The sequence below is a fragment of the Phenylobacterium sp. genome (genome assembly GCF_030646615.1).
Classification (GTDB): Bacteria; Pseudomonadota; Alphaproteobacteria; order Caulobacterales; family Caulobacteraceae; genus Phenylobacterium.
In genome coordinates, this window is sequence record NZ_JAUSLG010000073.1 from 44,808 (window position 1) to 63,763 (window position 18,956).

At 66.8% G+C, this 18,956-nt stretch carries 11 protein-coding genes; 3 read left to right on the forward strand and 8 right to left on the reverse strand.

Going from position 1 to position 18,956, the window contains the following annotated elements:
* Nucleotides 1-103: 103 nt before the first annotated feature.
* Together Q7S93_RS12765 and Q7S93_RS12770 are read right to left on the reverse strand one after the other, a co-directional pair.
* Complete coding sequence (locus Q7S93_RS12765; protein ID WP_304714275.1) at nt 104-439, reverse strand: hypothetical protein; 336 nt, start codon at nt 437-439, stop codon at nt 104-106.
* Nucleotides 440-540: 101 nt separating this feature from the next.
* Complete coding sequence (locus tag Q7S93_RS12770; protein ID WP_304714276.1) at nt 541-2,061, reverse strand: aldehyde dehydrogenase family protein; 1,521 nt, start codon at nt 2,059-2,061, stop codon at nt 541-543.
* A 209-nt stretch (nt 2,062-2,270) separates the two neighbouring features.
* On the opposite strand from Q7S93_RS12770, the gene adhP reads away from it, so the two are divergent.
* The gene (adhP, locus tag Q7S93_RS12775; protein ID WP_304714277.1) at nt 2,271-3,296 is read left to right on the forward strand and encodes an alcohol dehydrogenase AdhP; all 1,026 of its coding nucleotides are present in this window, start codon (nt 2,271-2,273) and stop codon (nt 3,294-3,296) included.
* A 135-nt stretch (nt 3,297-3,431) separates the two neighbouring features.
* Here the strand turns inward: adhP and Q7S93_RS12780 are convergent, their stop codons facing one another.
* A complete protein-coding gene (locus tag Q7S93_RS12780; RefSeq protein ID WP_304714278.1) occupies nt 3,432-3,806 on the reverse strand; it encodes a hypothetical protein in 375 nt (124 codons plus the stop codon).
* A gap of 40 nt (nt 3,807-3,846) precedes the next feature.
* On the opposite strand from Q7S93_RS12780, the gene Q7S93_RS12785 reads away from it, so the two are divergent.
* Nucleotides 3,847-4,215, forward strand: coding sequence for a DUF1622 domain-containing protein (locus Q7S93_RS12785; protein ID WP_304714279.1), 369 nt, complete (start codon nt 3,847-3,849; stop codon nt 4,213-4,215).
* Between the two features lie 56 nt (nt 4,216-4,271).
* Here Q7S93_RS12785 and Q7S93_RS12790 read toward each other — a convergent pair whose 3' ends face one another.
* The 3 genes from Q7S93_RS12790 to Q7S93_RS12800 all read right to left on the reverse strand — a co-directional run bounded on the left by Q7S93_RS12790 (nt 4,272) and on the right by Q7S93_RS12800 (nt 7,538).
* Nucleotides 4,272-5,129, reverse strand: coding sequence for a copper resistance protein B (locus tag Q7S93_RS12790; RefSeq protein ID WP_304714280.1), 858 nt, complete (start codon nt 5,127-5,129; stop codon nt 4,272-4,274).
* A gap of 9 nt (nt 5,130-5,138) precedes the next feature.
* Entirely contained in the window at nt 5,139-7,064 is a 1,926-nt protein-coding gene (locus Q7S93_RS12795; RefSeq protein WP_304714281.1) for a copper resistance system multicopper oxidase, read from the reverse strand.
* A gap of 258 nt (nt 7,065-7,322) precedes the next feature.
* Nucleotides 7,323-7,538, reverse strand: a complete 216-nt coding sequence (locus Q7S93_RS12800; RefSeq protein WP_304714282.1) for a hypothetical protein — start codon at nt 7,536-7,538, stop codon at nt 7,323-7,325.
* 286 nt (nt 7,539-7,824) lie between these two features.
* Between Q7S93_RS12800 and Q7S93_RS12805 the strand changes: the two genes are divergently transcribed.
* Nucleotides 7,825-8,478: an RNA polymerase sigma factor gene (locus Q7S93_RS12805; RefSeq protein ID WP_304714283.1), complete on the forward strand. Its 654-nt coding sequence runs from the start codon at nt 7,825-7,827 to the stop codon at nt 8,476-8,478.
* Between the two features lie 127 nt (nt 8,479-8,605).
* Here the strand turns inward: Q7S93_RS12805 and Q7S93_RS12810 are convergent, their stop codons facing one another.
* Nucleotides 8,606-10,255: a phosphoglucomutase gene (locus Q7S93_RS12810; protein ID WP_304714284.1), complete on the reverse strand. Its 1,650-nt coding sequence runs from the start codon at nt 10,253-10,255 to the stop codon at nt 8,606-8,608.
* Nucleotides 10,252-18,786, reverse strand: a complete 8,535-nt coding sequence (locus Q7S93_RS12815; protein ID WP_304714285.1) for a GH36-type glycosyl hydrolase domain-containing protein — start codon at nt 18,784-18,786, stop codon at nt 10,252-10,254. Before Q7S93_RS12815 ends, Q7S93_RS12810 begins: the two co-directional genes overlap by 4 nt.
* Nucleotides 18,787-18,956: the final 170 nt, after the last annotated feature.

Consider the following 18,956-nt stretch of genomic DNA (forward strand, 5'->3'; position numbering starts at 1 on the left):
GCGAACAAGTGTTGGAGGCCGCGTGCTCATGACCCCAATCATGACTTGGTCACCAAATGCCTCGGCTGGCCGGCGCCAGCGGACCCTGCGCCGCCTGAGGGAACTAGTGTTCGTGAGCTTTCGGTGCGTCGGCCTTCGGCGCCGGCGGATGGGATCCGGACTTGTGTTGTGCCATGCCGCCGTGGCCCATCATCTCGCCGCACATTTTGTGCATCTTGTCCATGTCCGCCTTGGCCATAGGCTTGCCATCCGCCCCCTTCATGGCGCCCATCTGACCTTTGCCGGCAGGCATCTGGCCGCCCTTCATCCCGCCGCACATTTCGTGCGGCGCGGCTGTGGCGGCGGGAGGCGGGGTCTTCGCAGGCGGCCCGTCCGCCAGCGCGTAGCTGGCTGAGAACAGGGCCGATGCGGCGGTGATCGTGATGATGAGGGACTTCATGGTTTGGCTCCAAAAGCAGGGTTGCTGGTAAGGACGCTCGCACCTCCACGCCATTACGCGCATCAATGGTGGGAAGCGCCGTTCGGACTGTTTCTCGCTTCCTAAAACAGCCCGCGCGGCTGGTCGTCGTAGCTGACGAGCAGGTTCTTGGTCTGCTGATAGTGCGACAGCATCATCTTGTGGTTTTCGCGCCCGAAGCCTGAGGCCTTGTAGCCGCCAAAGGCGGCATGCGCCGGATAGACATGGTAGCAGTTCGTCCACACTCGACCGGCTTCGATCGCTCGCCCCATCCGGTATGCGGTTCCACCGTCGCGGGACCAGACGCCGGCGCCCAGGCCGTAAGGGGTATCGTTGGCGAGCCGCACCGCCTCTTCCGGCGAGTTGAAGCGGGTCACCGCCAGGACCGGGCCGAAGATTTCCTCCTGGAAAATCCGCATGTGATTCTCGCCCACGAACACGGTCGGCTGCACAAAGTAACCGGCGTCGAGCTCGCCGCCCGGCAGCGCACGCTGACCGCCGGTAAGGCACTGCGCGCCCTCCTGCTTGCCGACCTCGATGTAGTCCAAAATCTTGGTGAGCTGACCTTCTGAGGCCTGGGCCCCCATCTGGGTCATCGGGTCCAGGGGGTCACCGACCTTGATGCTGGCGACGCGGCTGATCGCGCGTTCCATGAAGGCGTCGAAGATCGACTCGTGCACCAGGGCGCGCGACGGGCAGGTGCAGACCTCGCCCTTGTTGAAGGCGAAGAGAGCCAGGCCCTCCACGGCCTTGTCGAGGAAGCTGTCGTCGGCGGCCATGACGTCGGGCATGAAGATGTTCGGAGACTTGCCGCCCAGCTCCAAAGTTTGCGGGATCAGGTGTTCGGCAGCCGCCTGCATGATCTGCCGGCCCGTCGTGGTCTCGCCGGTGAAGGCGACCTTGGCGACGCGGGGGTTGGCGGCGATCGCCCGGCCAACGGTGCCGCCTGGCCCGGTCACCACATTCAGCACGCCGGGCGGCAGGATGTCGGCGGTCAGCTCGGCGAACAGCATCAGCGTGAGCGGAGTCTGGGAAGCGGGCTTGATCACAGTGCAGTTGCCCGCCGCCAGCGCCGGGGCGAGCTTCCAGGCGGCCATGAGTAGCGGGAAGTTCCAGGGGATGATCTGGCCCACCACGCCAAGCGGTTCCTTGAAGTGGTAGGCGATCGTCTGTTCGTCGATTGTCGAGATCGAGCCTTCTTCGCTGCGGATGCAGCCCGCGAAGTAGCGGAAATGATCGATGGCCAGAGGCACGTCAGCGCCGCGCGTCTCTCGGATCGGCTTGCCGTTGTCGATCGTCTCGGCGAGCGCGAAGAGATCAAGGTTCTCCTCCAGCCGATCAGCAATCTTGTTGAGCATCCGAGACCGCTCGCTCGGCGAAAGCCGCGCCCAGCCCGACTTGGCCGCATGCGCCGCATCCAGCGCCGCCTCCACATCCTCAGCTGTCGATTGTGCGAATTCGGCGATCGGCGCGCCGTTGATGGGGCTGTGATCGGTGAAGTACTGCCCCCTCAGAGGCGGCGACCAACGTCCCCCGATGAAGTTACCATAGCGGGCCGGGACCTTGCCCTGGGCTCGCACAGACTGAATGGCGCTCTGGAACAAGGTGTTCTCCATGTATTCGCACGCGCGCTGACCTGCTCGCAACGGCCCCGTTCCAGCGGACCGCCGCCGGTTCAGAGAAAAAGAGCCCGCAGCGGACCCACCGCATCACTCTTTCTGCTTGGGCGGTGCGTCGCCTTGACGGGGATCAAAGGTAACCTTTAGCCTGATCACTACGAAGGATGCACGAACAGGATGAGGAAGGCAGACCCATGGCGACGATGATGAAGGCCGCAGTCGTGCGGGAGTTCGGCAAGCCGCTGGTGATCGAGGAGGTCCCCATTCCGACGCCTGGACCCGATCAGATCCTCGTGCGCACGGCCGCAACCGGCGTCTGTCACACCGACCTGCACGCCGCCAAGGGCGACTGGCCGGTCAAGCCGAACCCACCCTTCATCCCTGGCCACGAGGGCGTGGGTGTGGTGGTCGGGGTCGGCGCCAACGTGCAGCGGGTGCGGGAGGGCGACCGCGTCGGCGTGCCCTGGCTGCATACCGCGTGCGGCTACTGCCCGCACTGCCGCACCGGCTGGGAAACCCTCTGCGGCTCTCAGAAGAACACCGGCTATTCCGTGAACGGCAGCTTCGCCGAATACGCGGTGGCGGATCCCAATTATGTAGGGCGCTTGCCCGACACCCTGGACTGGGGCGCCGCAGCGCCGCTGCTCTGCGCCGGGGTCACCGTCTACAAAGGCCTCAAGGAGACGGAGGTGAAACCCGGGCAGTGGGTCGCGATCTCGGGGATCGGCGGGCTCGGACACTTGGCGGTTCAGTACGCGAAGGCCATGGGCATGCACGTCGCGGCGATCGACATCCATCCCGAAAAGCTGGCGTTGGCCAAGCAGCTGGGCGCAGACCTCACGCTGCACGGCCGGGACACCGACCCCGTGGCCGAGATCCAAAAGCAGATCGGCGGGGTTCACGGGGTGCTTGTCACGGCCGTTTCGCCGGCGGCCTTCGAGCAGGCCTTCGGGGCGCTACGGCCGCATGGGACCATGGCCATGATCGGCCTGCCGCCCGGCAAGTTCGCCATGCCGATCTTCGACACGGTGCTCAAGCGGATCACCGTCCGGGGCTCGATTGTCGGAACGCGGCAGGATCTGGAAGAGGCGCTCGAGTTCGGGGGCGAAGGCAAGGTCGCCGCGCACTTCTCCTGGGACCGGCTCGAGAACATCAACGAAGTCTTCGAACGCATGGAACGCGGCGCGATCGATGGGCGCGTAGTCTTGAGCCTGGAATAGGCGCTTCGCTTACCTCAGGCGCGCCAGGTCGGTGTGTCTGGGGCGCCGCCGGAGCCCGAGGAATGCGGTGGGACGGTGAAGGGGTCGCGCCGCCTGAGGGCGGCGCGACTTGTTGTCCCCTCCGAACCGCAGCGCTTACATGTGATCTTTCATAGAGGGGTCGGCCTTGGCCGCGGGGGCCATCGGCATGCTGTCATCCTTCATCGGCGGCGAGTTGGCGCCAGACGAAATGCCTGAGCCCTGGGCGTCTTTCTGCATAGCCATGCCTTGGGCGTGCGCGTCTCGCTCCATTTGCATGCCTTCCTTGTGGCCCTGGGCGCGCGTTTCAGCCTCGGTCTCGCCATGCGCCGCCGCCGTAGCGGGCGTTGTGGTGTCGGTGGCCACAGCCGCCGCGTCCACAGCGGCTGCGGGGGCCTCGTCCGTCTTCTGGTTGCAGCCGGTGATCGCGAGAGCGGCGACCGACGCGGTCAAAAGAGCAGCGGATCGGCAAAGGTTAGATATAGTAGTCATTTATTTCTCCTTCGGGGTTTGAACAGTGGGGGACGAGCTGATGAGCATGGCGTTTGTCGAGCCACTGGCTGCCTGGCTGCAGCACGCTACGGTGACGATGGCGCTGTTCACGGATGCTATTGCCGTGGCTGTCATCGCCGCAGCGGTTCTCGGTGCGCTTTGGCGAACCGTGGAACGCACTTGGAAGCGGAACGCGGAGGCAGACTGCCCTGGCGAGGGGGCCCGCCTCCGTCTTGCCCGCTCTTTGGCCTTGGGCCTTGAGTTTCTCTTGGCGGCGGATGTGATGCGAACCGCGGTCGCGCCGACATGGACAGAAATCGGCCAGCTCGCCGCGGTCGCAACGTTGCGAACGGCGTTGAACTTTTTCATCCAGCGCGAAATCGACGCCGCTGAACGCAGGAAGGGCTAAGGCCCGCTTCCAGGCGCCCGACGAACGGCTGCGAGGGGAACAGGCGGCTGAGTGGCTCAAAACCACGCACGGACCCCCACGACGACGGATAGGTTACTCGTGCGCTCTCCCTCGGCGCGCGCCATTCTCTTTGTGTTGCCGTAGGTCTGTCGCCAGGCGACGCCGACATACGGAGCGAGCTCACGGCGCAACTCGTAGCGAAGGCGGGCGCCGATCTCTGTGTCGTTGAGGCCCTCGCCGACGCCGAAACTCCGATCTGCCTGGAGCGCGGCGTTTGCTTCAATGCGGGGCTGAAGGATCAGGCGCTGCCTCAGCAAGATATCATAGGACGCGGTCACCCTGGCCGAGACCTTGCCATTTTCGCTAACGAACACAGCCGGCTCCAGTTCGTAGCGATACGGTGCGAGGCCCTGCAGACCAATGACCCCGTAGACGCGCGACCGGTCTGGACCTGGCCCCGAGCGCCGAGCGTATCGCACGCCGGCTTGGAAATCGAAGAACGGGGCGATGAGTTGACCGTAGAGCAGCTGGGCCTCTTGCTCGCTGTCGGCACGTTTGGATGTGCTCTGCGCGCCCTCGCTCTTGACCCACAGGCGCTTCACGTCGCCCCCATACCAGCCGAAGACGTCCCAGCGGATAACGCCCGGGTCCTCGCTCTCTCGGTACTCTAGGAGGTCGGTGAGGAAGTATCCGTAGTTGGCGCTATCGGCCGTGGGCTGTGGCCATCCCGCGCGCTCAGCGAGATTGGGCACCGTCTCGGGACCTCGTTCGGAAGCGGCGGGCGCCGCGCGATTTGCGGCAGGCGGCATAGCCATTCCGGAGGGCATGCCGGCGTCGGGCGAAGCGGGCGCCTCCTGCGCGTGAACAACGGCAGGGGCTGCCAGGAAGGCGATGGCAAGAGCGGCCGAGCGCATCGGGATCTCCTACTGAGGGGGCGAAGAGACTTCGATGACACGGAACATCCCCATCTCCATGTGCAGGAGGAGGTGGCAATGCATGGCCCATTGGCCAGGCGCGTCGGCGGTGATGGCGACGGTTAGCCGCTCGGCTGGCTTGACGCTGACGGTGTGCTTGCGAGGTTGATGGGCGCCCGCACCGTTCTCGAGCTCCATCCACATGCCGTGCAGGTGGATGGGGTGCTCCATCATGGTGTCGTTGACCAGCACCAGGCGCAGGCGCTCGCCGTAGGCAAAGGGGATGGGCGCGCGGGCCTCCGAGTACTTCTTTCCATCAAAGGACCACATGTAGCGCTCCATGTTGCCTGTGATGTGCAGCTCGATCTCGCGTGTGGGCGTGCGCTGGTCCTCCTGCGGCGTCACGCTTCGCAGGTCGGCGTAGACCAGCACCCGCGCCGCAGGATCGTCGAAGCCAGAGCCCGGTTCGTGGAGGCGGCTGCGCGCCACCATCGCCACGGAGGAGTTCCCGACGCCATGGGTGTCGGGGCCGTGGATGAACGGCGCTGCCGCGCCTGGCTTGGCCGCGAGCCTCGTTCCCATGCTCGCCATAGCGCTGGAGGCCTCGGTCGCCGTGGCCGCGCCATGGGCGTGCGCGCTCGTAAGCTGAGCCTCGACCGCCGCACGACTTCGTTCCACGGCCATGTCGCCCGCCGCGTGCCCAGCCATGTCCATGACGGGAGCCTTGGGAGACGCCGTCGCACCGGACATACCCGTCATGCCCGCCATGTCGCCGGACATCTCCATTCCCGACATGTCCATGCCCATGTCGGCCATGGTGCGCAGCGGTCTCTTGCGACGGGGCGGGATGGGCGCTGTCATTCCGGCGCGCGGCGCGAGCGTGCCGCGCGCAAAGCCACTGCGGTCCATCGCCTCAGCGAACAGGGTATAGGCTTGGTCATCGGGCGTGACGATGACATCGAAAGTCTCGCCCGGCCCTATCCGGAACTCGTCCACGTCGACGGGCTGGACATTCTGCCCGTCCGCCTGGACCACAGTCATCTTCAGGCCCGGGATGCGGATGTCGAAATAAGTCATCGCGCCGGCGGCGATGAAACGAAGCCGCACGCGCTCGCCGCGGGTGAATAGGCCAGTCCAGTTCGCGTTCGCTGTCAGGCCATTGACGAGATAGGTGTAGGTGTAGCCGGTGACATCGGCGAAATCCGTCGGATCCATCCGCATCTTGGTCCAACTCATCCGCTCGCTGAGGGTCGCTGGCCAACCATCGCGCGCGGCATCCCGAAACAGGTCCGCGACCGTCCGCCTTTGGTAGTTGTAGTACCCCGCCTGCTTCTTGAGGTTCCTGATGATCTGCTCCGGCGGCTCGAAGCTCCAGTCCGACAGCATCACGACGTAGTCCCGCTCGTAGGCGAACGGCTCAGGACCGGCAGGATCGATGATGAACGGGGCGTAGACGCCCAGCAATTCCTGTCCCCCGGAATGGCTGTGGCACCAGTACGTGCCGCTTTGCAGCAGCGGGAAGCGATAGGTGAAGGTTTCGCCCGGCGCGATGCCACCGAAACTCACGCCGGGGACGCCATCCATCGCGGGCGGCAGGATGATCCCGTGCCAATGGATGGACGCAATTTCCTCGAGTCGGTTTGTGACCCGCAGGACGGCTTCCTCACCCTCCCGAAAACGCAGCAACGGACCTGGGATCGTCTGGTTGATGGCCATGGCGCGGCCGGGGCGATCTCCGACCATCAGCTGGAAGTGACCGATCTCAAGGTCTAGAGCGCGCTCGCCCCTCGTTCCCGCGACAGGAGGGAGTGCGGCCTGGACGACGCTGGTCCGAGCGTAGGCCGGCGCCGCACGTGCAAGTGCGGCGGAGAGCCCCAGACCCCCTCCGGCCGCCAGCATAGCGCGGCGACTGATGAGTTCACGCGAACCGAACATAGACCCTCCTCGCCGCTCCCGGCGCTGATCAGACGCGTCGGCGCGCGTTACATTACAAGCCTACGGGCTATCGGCGTCGCCGCTCCTCGAGAGCCGGAACGCGCGATCAGAACGACTGACCGCAGACTGTTCGCCAACCTGTCCGCTACAAAGGCCCGCTGGAGATCGAGACAGCCACCGCCGTACAGGGCCATCGCTCCGTCTGGGAACTCAAGTATTCACCGGTGAAAGCCCTCTTTGACTCGAGCTCCACAGCATCTATTCCTCGATATCGCTTACGCGCATCTCCGCCCGCTCGCCATGTTGGCGGAGCACATCAACCATCCTTTGGGCCTGATCTACAGCGACCGCCTTGCACCAACATGGCGTCATCATCTGGTGATCGCGCCGAACAGCCCAGCCGTAGGCTTCCTTGACCACTTCAAAGGTGATCGGTCCGCGATCCCGGCTGCTCGTCGTGTCAGGTTCCGCCATGGCTGGCCTCCTTCAATGGCTGCGTTCGCGACCAGTGATGACGCAGACGCATTCTTATGACGCGAGAGCTTGGCGCGCCTTACACCGGCGGCGCGATCGCCCGTCAGCTCGGCTCTGGCGGAGATGTAACAATGAGGGCGATCAAGCGTCCTAAACCGCACGTCCTGGCTACAGGAGCCAATCCCCGCCCGTGCGGGGAGCGGCCTTCGACTAGTCGCTATTGGCGTCGTGCCAGGCCTTGAGCCATGTCAAGGCGACGCACAGCAGGAGCAAACAGGAATTCGCCATGAGCTCCCGTCCCGACCATTCTTCAGCCGCCGGATCCGACCCCGATGAAAAGCTGTCAGCCGTGGCGGCTGCTGACGCGGCCGTCCGGCGCGAACTCGTCGAGTGTCATCGCGATTTCCTGACCTTCCTGCGTCGCCGGCTGGGGAACCCACATGACGCAGAGGACGTGCTGCAAGAGTTCATCGCCCGCGCGTTGGATCGCTCCAGGCACCTCAGGGATGTGCAATCGGTCCGCGGCTGGCTCAGCCGGGTTCTGGCGACGACGCTGGTGGATCATTACCGGCGGGCGGGCCGCCGAAAAGATTCTCCGCGCGACCCGGCTGACCTTGAGGCGCTAGCCGTCGCGCCGGACCCTGAAATCGAAGCGGCCGTCTGCTTCTGCCTCTATCGTTTGCTCCCGACGCTAAAGCCAGAATACAGCGAACTGATCTGGCGGGTCGATCTACTTGACGAGCCCCGAGACCGGGTCGCCGCGTCGCTTGGGCTGACGCTCAATAACGTCACCGTGCGTCTCCACCGCGGGCGTAGGGCGCTGCGCACGCGGCTCGAGGAGATCTGCCTCACCTGTCCAGAACACGGATTTCTCGACTGCCGGTGCGATGAGGGTGAGCGAATTCGTCTGATTCACATGCGGCGGGCGGCGGCGGGCTAAGCCGCAGGCACGGGCCACGATAGAAAGGACGATGTTCTGTCAATGTGGCGCGCCCATCAAGCACCTGGCGCTTAGCGGCTACGATCTTCTCCGCTCCGCTGGGAATCTGTGGGGTCGCTTTTTGGATTCAGCGCCCACCGCTCAAGCTAGCCAGGGCCTGCTGGGCGTCGCCCTGGATAACCGCTAGGTGATCTGGACCGACGAAACTCTCCGCATAAATCTTGTTGAGGGGCTCGGTCCCTGATGGGCGGGCGGCGAACCACCCGCTCTTGGCCTTAACCTTCACGCCGCCGAACGGCTCCCCGCGGGGGCTCGCGATCTCTACCGACAACACAGGCTCGCCGCCGAGCTCAGCAAGTTGCAGATCCTGCGGTCTGAGGCCTCGCAGCCAGGCTTTTTGCTGCGGTGTGGCTGGCGCATCTAGACGTTCATAGTAGGAGGGGCCGATTGCGTCGGCCACCGACGTGTAGACCATGCTGGGGTCCTGGCCGGTTCGCGCAAGGATTTCCGCAGCCAGAAGCCCGAGGCTGAAACCGTCCTTCTCCGTTGTCCAAAGCGACCCGTCGAGCCTTCGGAACACCGCGCCGGCACTCTCCTCGCCCGCGAAGCCCAGGGCGCCGTCGGAAAGTCCATCGACGAACCAGCGAAATCCCACCGGCGTCTCAACCAGCGGCCGCTGAAGTCTGGCGGCGAGCCGGTCGATGAGGGCGCTTGTGACCATGGTCTTGCCGATCGCGAGCCCGGCAGGCCAGGCGGGACGGTGTTCAAACAGATAGGCGACCGCCGCCGTCAGATAACGGTTCGGCTCCATCAGCCCCCCCGAAGGCGTCACCACGCCGTGGCGGTCGGCGTCCGGGTCGTTGCCGAAGGCGATGTCGAAGCGAGCCCGCAGGTCGACCAGCCGGGCCATCGCATAGGGCGAGGAGCAATCCATCCGGGTCTCGCCATCATGATCGGCCGTCATGAACGCGAACTGAGGGTCGATCGCCTCGCTGACGACCGCACCGTGCAGACCATACGTCTCCAAGACCAGAGGCCAGTACTCAGCGCTGGCTCCGCCCAGGGGATCGATCCCAATATGCACCCCGGCGGCGCGGATCGCTCCAAGGTCCACCACCTGCGGCAACTCGGCGATGAAGGCAGTCCGATAGTCGTAACGCGCCGCATGCGAAGACCGCGCCGCGCGGGCGTAAGGAACGCGCATCACGTCCCGCAACGCCGTCGGAAGCGCAGCGTTGGCGAGCTGCTCGATCGCCTCAGTGATCCGAGGTTCGGCTGGCCCGCCGTGCGGCGGATTGTACTTCAAGCCGCCATCCTGGGGCGGATTGTGAGACGGCGTGAGAATGATCCCGTCCGCCAGCCCTGAGGTGCGCCCCATATTGTAGTGCAGGATGGCGTGCGACACCGCAGGCGTCGGCGTGTAGGCGTCCCGGGTGTCGAGCATCACCGTAACACCGGCGGCGACGAAGACCTCGACGGCCGTCCTGAGCGCGGGCTTTGAGAGCGCGTGGGTGTCGCCGGCCAGGAACAGCGGTCCATGGATGCTCGCGGCTTTGCGGTGACGACAGACGGCGGCGCAGATCGCCACGACATGCGCCTCATTGAAGGTCCCCGCGAGCGCCGAGCCGCGATGGCCGGAGGTCCCGAAGGCGACGCCTTGGGACGGATCTGTCGGGTCGGGGCGGACCGCCGTGTAGGCGTCGATGAGCTTGGAGACATCGATCAGATCCGCCTTTCCGACGGGGCGTCCTGCCCGGGAATCCACGCTACGGGTCAAGCCGCACCAGCCTTCGGGTCAACGGCGCCCAGCCGGACGCGCAGACGCCGGACGCCGTCCGCTGAGCTGAGGGGTATGCGCAACGGTCGCTCGCGCAGCCGAACGCCGTCCAGTACGGCTTCGGCGACGCCCCGGCAGACGCCGTCGCGGTTTTCCACCTCTATCTCGTAACGGGCGGCGCCAAACCGGTAGACGAGCTTGAAGCCTGGCCAGTGTCGCGGAATGCACGGATCGAGCAGCAGGGCGTCGCCATGGCGCCGCAGGCCGAGAAGCGACTCTAGTCCCGCGCGGTACATCCAGCCCGCGGCGCCTGTATACCAGGTCCAACCGCCCCGCCCGAGGTGTGCCGGGTGCGAATAGATGTCGGCAGCGACCACGTAGGGCTCAACCTTGTACCGCTGGGCCTCAGATGGCGTGCGGCTATGATTGATCGGGTTGAGCATGGCTAGGAGGCTTGCGGTCCTGTCGCCGTCCCCCACCGCTGCGAAGGCCATCGCCGTCCACACCGCGGCGTGAGTATATTGGCCGCCGTTCTCTCGCACGCCGACTGGGTAGCCCTTGATATAACCGGGGTCTTTCGGACCCTTGTCGAAGGGCGGCGTGAACAACAGAGCTAGGCCGGCGTCGGCGTCGATCAACTCACGTTCAACCGCGGCCAACGCCTGTCGCGCGCGGTTCGGCTCCGCCGCCCCGGAGAGCACGGCCCACGATTGCGCAATGGCGTCGATGCGGCACTCGTCGCTGTCGGGCGAGCCCAGCGGCGAGCCATCGTCGTACCAGCCGCGAAGGTACCAGTCGCCGCCCCACGCGCTCCGCTCGAGCGCGGCCTTTAGGCCCTCGGCGTGGGCAGCCCAGCGCCCTGCGTGCGCCGCCTGCCCGAGAGCCGCCGCCAACGGTGCGAATTCCGTCAAGGTGCGCTGGAGAAACCAGCCCAACCACACGCTCTCGCCTCGGCCGTGCTGGCCGACGCGGTTCATGCCGTCGTTCCAGTCGCCGCCGCCGATCAACGGCGCGCCATGGCCCCCCACCTGCAGGCTGGCGTCGAGCGCCCGCGCGCAGTGTTCGAAGAGGCTGGCGCTCTCGCCGGTTCCGGGACGGAAGAACGCCTCGGCCGCGGTCGGCTCAAGGGCCTCACCCTCCAGGAAGGGGATCGGCTCGTCGAGCACCGCGCGGTCCCCGGTGGCGACGACATAATTCGCGACCGCGTAGGCCAGCCACACCCGGTCGTCGGAAAAGCGGGTGCGGACCCCCTGGCCGGAGTGGGGCAGCCACCAGTGCTGCACGTCGCCCTCGGGGAACTGGCGCGCCGCCGCCCTGAGCAAGTGCTCGCGTGCGGTTTCGGGGGCCGCATGCACCAGCGCCATGACGTCCTGCAGCTGATCGCGGAAGCCATAGGCGCCGCTCGCCTGATAGAAGCCGGCCCTCGCCCATAAGCGGGACGCGACGGTCTGGTAGAGCAGCCAGCCATTGAGCATCAGGTCCAGGGCTGGGTCGGGGGTTTGCACCTGTACGGTCCCTAGGAGACGCTCCCAATAGGCGTCTACCTCCGCCAGGACGTCATCCAAATCAGCCTGACCGTAACGCGCGATCAGCTCGCGGGCGGCGTCGGCGTCCTCGCCCTCCCCGATGAGGAAGACCAGCTCGCCCGTCTCCCCGGGCGCGAGCGACAGCGGCGCATCCATGGCCCCACAGGGGTCTAGCGCGGCCCCTGTTCGGCCGGAGAGCGCGCCGCCCGCCAGACCCGCTGGCCGACGCAGGCTGCCGTTGCGACCGATGAATTCCCGGCGATCGCCCGTCCAGTTCGTCTGGCGGCCACAGGCGTCAAGAAACGCCACCCGCTCCCCAAAGCTGGGATCCCAGCGGTTCTGCGCCATCAGGGCCCCGCTCGCTTCATCGACGTGCGTGACCGTAAAGGGCGCTATCGCGTCGCGGCTTTTGCCGAGGACCCACTCCACATAGGCGCAGGCCGACAGCCGGCGCGGTCGGTTGGACAGATTGCGGACTTTCAGCCGCAGGATTTTCACCGGGTCTAGCAGCGGCGTATAGGCGAGGAGCTCCGTCTCGAAGTCGCCGACCGTGGCTTCGAATCGGCTGTAGCCGCGGCCGTGGCGGCAGACATAGGTCGCCTCTGGATCCCGCACCGGGTAGGCGGTCGGGCTCCAGAGCTCGCCGGTTTCCATGTCGCGCAGGTACAACGCCTCGCCACCGCGATCGGCGACCGGGTCGTTCGACCAGGGGGTGAGCTGGTGCTCGCGGCTATTGAGGGCCCAGGTGTATCCCGAACCTTCCGCGGAGATCTGGAACCCGAAGCTCGGGTTGGCGACGACGTTGATCCAGGGCGCCGGCGTGGTCTGGCCAGGGCTGAGGACAACGACATACTCCCGGCCCTCGCGCGCGAAGCCGCCGATCCCGTTGTAGGCCTCCAGGTCTGGGACAGGCGATGACCGCAACGGCCTAGCGGGAACCTGCGGCGCCGCCAAAGGTGGCCGCGGCCACTCGCGCTGATCCCGTAGCCGGTCAAGCTGGCCTTCCAGCCGGCCGTGCTGCGCAGACAACACAACCCGCGCGACCGACAACAGGCGGGCCTGGAGCGCGGGCGAAATGAGGTCGCCGCGCAGCACGTAGACCCCGCCCGGTAGTGGCTCTTCGTCTGGCGCGCGGCGGGATTGCGTCACGCGCACCAAGGCCTCCAACGCGCCTTGCAGGTCTTGGATGTAGGAGGCCGCGTGGTCATTCAGGATCACGACATCCACCGGGAGCCGCTGCAGCTTCCAGTATTCCGCTGCGTGGAGCAGGTCGCGGGCGGTGGCGAGATGTTCGAGGTCGTCTATCCGCAATAGGATCAGAGGTAGGTCGCCTGATATGCCCAGGGCCCAGAGGTCCGGCTGCCCCCCCGCGCCCGCCGCCACCACCTCTGACGGGGGTCTGAGCGCAGGCGCCGCGTAAATCAGGTGGCCGGCCAGGCGCTGGAAGTTGTCGGCGTCCCGGTGGGTGACGCCGAGATGGCGCAGCTGCACCTGCGCCCGAGTCCACGCCAAGGCTGCGGCCCGTTCGCAGGCTGCGGTGTGAAGATGCTGATCCAACACCTCCAAGATGGCTTCGCGCGAGCCGGCGGCGAAGGTCCAGAAGGAGACCTGGGCTGTAGAGCCGGCGGCGATCCGCACGCGTCGCCGAAGCGCGAAGATCGGATCGAGCACCGCGCCGGCCTCGCCGGTCAGGGGGCGGCCTTCGAAGACGGCGATCGGTGCGCGGACATCGCGGTTCCGGCCCAGGAAGCGCGCGCGATCGGTCTCGAATTCCGGTTTGCCGAGCGCCTCGCCTTCGACGATCGCCAGATGGGCGGCCCAGAGCTCAGGCTCCTCCGGCGCCCGGCGTCGACGGGTCGCAAGCAAGGCGCCCCCCAGCGCCGGATGGTGTTCCGTCTCTACGAACAGCTTGGAGAACGCCGGGTGGGCGGCGTCGGCGGCGTCGGGCGCAAGGACCAGCTCACCATATGAGGTGATTTCGACTTCGCGCTCGACGTCGCCGGCGTTGGTCAAGGTCACGCGTCGGAGCTCCCCGTCATCCTCCGCAGAAACCAGCACCACGAGTTCAGTCGCTAGGTCGCCATCGCGGCGCGAGTATTCCGCGCGGTCGGCGAAGAAGGTCACGCCATACTCCGACGGCTCGGCGGCGGTAGGCTGATAGCCGGTGGACCAAACGCGCCCGCTCGCCACATCGCGCAGATAGATGAAAGCGCCCCAGTCGTCGCGCACGCTGTCTTCGCGCCAGCGCGTTAGCGCCTGGCTTCGCCAGCGGCTGTAACCGCCTCCCGCAGCGGTGAGCAGCACGCTGTAGCGACCGTTCGACAAAATATGGGTCGCGGGACTCGCGCCGTGCGGCGTGGAGTAGCGGCGCCCGAGCACCGGTTCCGGCGCCTCGGTCAAGCGCGAGCCCTCGCGTTCGGCGGCAGCCGTCGCCGGCCGAACGTCACGCGGCATTCGCTCGTGCAGGAGGAGCTCGGCGGCCTGCACGAGCGGATCGGCGTGGAAGCGCTCGCGCAAAAGTCCTCCCAGCAGAGTGTTGGCCAAGGCGGTGACCGTCATCCCCTGGTGATGGGCCATGAACGATCGCACGATCGCGACCCGCGTTCCCTCTGGCACCCGCGCGGGCGTGTAATCCAAGGCCTCATAGAAGCCGTGGCGTCCCTTTGCGCCCGCCGCGGCCAAGACCTCGAAGTTGGCGACGGCTTCGCGCGGATCGATCATCGCGGCGAGCGCTGTCGCATAGGGTGCGACCACGGCCTCCTCGCCGAGGCCTCGCTTGAGACCGAGACCCGGAATCCCAAAGTTCGAGTATTGGTAGGTGAACTCGAGATCCCGCGCGTTGAACCCTGATTCCGAGACGCCCCAGGGCCGCCCATGGCTCCGCCCGTAAGCAATTTGGCGGCGCACGACCGCCCGCAGCGACCGCTCCAGCAGACTGCCGGCGGGCGAGCGCATCACCAGAGACGGCATCAGGTACTCGAACATGGACCCCGACCAGGAAATCAGGGCCGCGCCCTCAGGCGTAGGTGTCACCGCATGACCAAGTCGAAACCAGTGGCGCGCCGGCACGTCGCCCTTGGCGATGGCGAGAAAGCTCGCCAGCCGGGCCTCTGAGGCTAGGAGGTCATAGCAATTGGCGTCCAACGTCCCGTCGGCGACGCGGTAGCCGATCGACAGCAGTTTGCGGTCGGGATCGAGCAGGAAGCCGTATTCCATCTCCAGCGCCATCTGGCGCGCGACGGCTTCCGCCGCCGCGAGGCGGCGGTCCAGCTCAGAGAATTCCAAGTCGCGGAGATGGCTGCGGAGCCCCGCCTCCACCGCGGATAGCCAATAGGCCAGCTCTGCGGCGTCCTCACGCTCCGCCAACAGACCCCGCAGCGGTTCGGCGAGCCCCGCCCATTCGCGCAGTACGTCGTCGAACGCACTTCGGGCGTGCTTCCCCTCCTCGCCGCCGCCAAAGGTGCCGCAGAAGTCCCGCAACGCCTCGTCCAGACGCCGCCAGGTCTGATGCGCGGGCACCGCAGGCGCGCAGAGCGGCGCCAGTTCTTCCCTCGCCAGGCCAATGGCGTCGGACACGCCGGCCCATCGCGCCAGCGGGGGCAGCGGGTGGTCCCGCCATACGTGGCAGCTCGCGGCGAGCGTCAGCAGGCATCCGGCGAGGTTGCCGCTGTCCACGGTGGACACATACAGCGGCTCGAGCGCGCGCAGGTCGCGCGTGTCATACCAGTTGAGGAAGTGGCCGCGTCGCCGCTCCATGCGCTGCAAGGTGGCCAACGTGGCCTCTATACGCTCCAGGGCTTCACCGACGCCGATCCAACCGAGGTCGCGCGCGCACGCGGTCGAGAGGAGGTAGAGACCGATGTTGGTGGGCGAGGTGCGGTGGGCGACGGCCGGCGGATCCTCCTGAACATTGTCCGGCGGCAGGTGGTTGTCGCCGGCGGTGACGTAGGCTTCGAAGTAGCGCCAGGTCCGACGCGCCGTCAGACGCAGCGCGGCCGTGTCAGCCGGGGTCAGCTCGCCCGCTTCCGGCAGGGGTTGGATCCGGCTGACTCGCTGAGCGACCAGCGGTGCGAACAGCCAGGCGAGAGAGATGCTGACCCCTACTGGCCAAGCCTTTCCGGACCAGGTCGCACTGATCGCAAGGCCTGCCAGGGCCAGGGGCAAGACGCTCCACATCCGTCGATAGAAGTCGGACACCTCCAACCGCAGGCCCGCGGCAAGCTGCGCCGCCGGCACCCATTCCAGCAGCCGGCGCCGGCTGACGAACAGCCGCCACAGGGTCCGGACGATGGCGTCGGACATCAACCACGCCTGGTGGGGCAAGAGCGTGACCAGCAGAAGCGCGCGCGCGGCTGCGACTCGCAGGTCCGCGCCCATGCCTCTCAATCGGTCTCGCGTGCGTATCCCGGCCGCCCGCGGCGCCAGGTCATCGATCAGCGGCATGAGCGCCGGCGCGACGACCGAGCCCAGCACGAACAGGGTCCAGACGACGGCATGGCCGCCGAGCGTGGCCCAGCCCGCGAATAGCGCCGCTACGGCCGCCGGCGCGGTCAGGGTCCGCCGCAGATTGTCGAGCATCTTCAGCCGGCCGATGACCGGGAGCGGCCCCGGCGCCGCGCAACGGCCGGCTGGGATACGCAGTATCCACGGCAGCAACTGCCAGTCGCCGCGAGCCCAGCGGTGATGTCGCAGGCTTGCGACATCGTAGCGCGTAGGCGCATCGTCGACCACCTCGACATCGGACGCTAGGCCGGCGCGCGCATAGACTCCCTCGAAGAGGTCATGGCTCAGCAGCGTGGATTCCGGCACACGTCCGGAAAGCGCCGCCTCGAAGGCGTCTACGTCGTAGATCCCTTTCCCCCCGTATGAGCCTTCGCCGAACAGGTCCTGATAGACGTCGCTGACAGCGGCGGCGTAGGGGTCGATCCCGCTCGCGCCCGAGAACAGCCGGTGGAACAACGAGCCGCGATGGCCCACCGGCAGCGCGGGCGTAATCCGCGGCTGCAGGATACCGTAGCCCTCCACCACCCGCTGCTTTCGAGTATCCAGGCGCGGGCGGTTGAGCGGATGGGCCATCTTGCCGATCAGGCGACGCACCGTGTCATGCGGCAGGCGCGTGTCGGCATCCAGCGTGATGACATAGCGCACGCCCGCAGGGACGCTGATCTGTCCCCCGGGCGGGGCGACGAACGTCGTGTCCTGCGCCCCGCGCAGCAGGCGGTTCAACTCCTGCAGCTTGCCCCGCTTACGTTCCCAGCCGATCCAATGCCGTTCGCTGTCGTTCCACACGCGACGGCGATGGAGCAGCAGAAAGCGGTCTCCCCCGGGCGCCGGGCCGTATTTCCGGTTCAGAGCCGCGACGCCTTCGGCGGCCAGCGTGAGGAGATGGCCGTCTACCGGCTCGCTATCGCGGTCCGCGTCGATCCAGTCCGACAGCAGGGCGAAGTGGACGTCACCCTCGACACTGGCAAGATAATGAATCTCAAGACCTGCGACTTGTTCCTGGATCGCCGCCGGGCTGGTGAGCATCATCGGCACCGCTACGAGGGTGCGATGCTCTGAGGGGATTCCGCCCGCCAACTCGAGCGCCGGCAGGAAGCTCGCCCGAATGCTGTGGGTGATGACTGCGTTGACGAGCGCGACGGCGAGCTCCAAGGCGGGAACGACTCCGAGCACAGCCAAGGCCGCCAGCCACACGCCGTCCAAGCCGGCGGCGCGCAGATAGAGAAGCGGCGCCAGAAGGATCACGGCCGCCGCAGAGATGATGCCCGCCGCGTAGCCCCCGGCGCCGAGGCGCTGGAAGGTCCGAGTCAGGAGCTCGCGCCGCGGCGGTCTAAATCCCAGCGCCCGTTCGAAGCGGCGCCGTTCCGACCCGATGAGGTGACAGCCGACGTGGCAGCTCGCCACCTCGCCCGGACAGGCCCCAGCGCGTGCGATGGCGGCCCGAGTCACTTCCATCTCACTCTTGCCGCTGCCGCGCGAGAGGGCCTCGATTGCGGTGCGGTAGAGATTGCGGGTCGCGAAATTCATCTCCCCGAAGTCACCTGCCCGCGTCAGGGCCGCATCGACGAGACTCATCCGCTCGACCAGGTCCAGCCAATCCACCTCCGAGATGCGCCGCAGGCTGGTGACGATGTTGCGAACGGTGCCAGCGGCGGCGACCTGCCGATCATGCTCGCCGCGAACGACCGCGTCAGCTGTAACGCTCTGCCCAGCGAGCTGCTCATCCACCCAGCTCAACACGGGTGCGATACTCGCATCCTGGTCGCGCAGCCGGTGCACCAGCTGCATCGTGAAGGCGTCTGTGAACCGCCGCCGACCTTCCCAGCCCCGCAGCACGGCGGCAGCGGGTTCGGGATCGCGACCGTAGGCGCCGAGCAGCCGGTCCGCCAGTTGGTCGGCGGTAATGCGGGCCTCGCGGCTGTCCAAGATTTGGTCGGCGAGGCGCCGTAGATTCTCCACGAGAATGAGGCGCAGGGTGATCGCCACCGCCCAGAGCTCGCCGATGGTGAGCGGGTGGACGCTCTGGTAGGCGTGGACGTAGCGCTGCAGCATGTCCACGTCAAAGCGGCTGTCCGTGTGGGCGACGAACGCCCAGACCAGGCCAAACACCCGTGGGTAGCCGGCGAAGGGACCTGAGATCAGCTTCGGAAGCTGCCGGTAATAGCCGGGCGGCAGGTCGCGCCGAATCTCCCGGATCTGCTCCTCGACCACATGGAAGTTGTCGAGCAGCCACTGCGCCGCGGGCGTTGCGCCGTCGTCGCCCCCACCCGAGCGTTGCAGCACCACAAAGGCCTCGATGAGCCGGCGCTGATTGTCCAGCAGGCGGCCCGTGAGACTGCGGCCGGCTTTCGGGCGGCCGTCGACGGGCTGAGCCAGGGCAAGGCTCTTAGCGTGCGCCTCAAGCCGCTCGACGCTGAACAGTTCGGCGCGAATGGGCGTCTCGTCCGACCACAGGTCGCCGGACCTGTGGTCGAGCGCGCGTCGGACCAAATCTATCGGCATGGTGGAAGCCCGCGGCGCCTGGCGCAGTCAGGGAACCCGCGGCGTCGGCGCGAGTCGCCCCCGACGCCCGTGTGTTGTCCAGGGCCGCTGTTCATCTTCCATCAGACGCATGTGCATCGGCCGCCATTACAGCAACTGCTCGCCGTTCAATGCGGCTTAGGCGGTCCCCG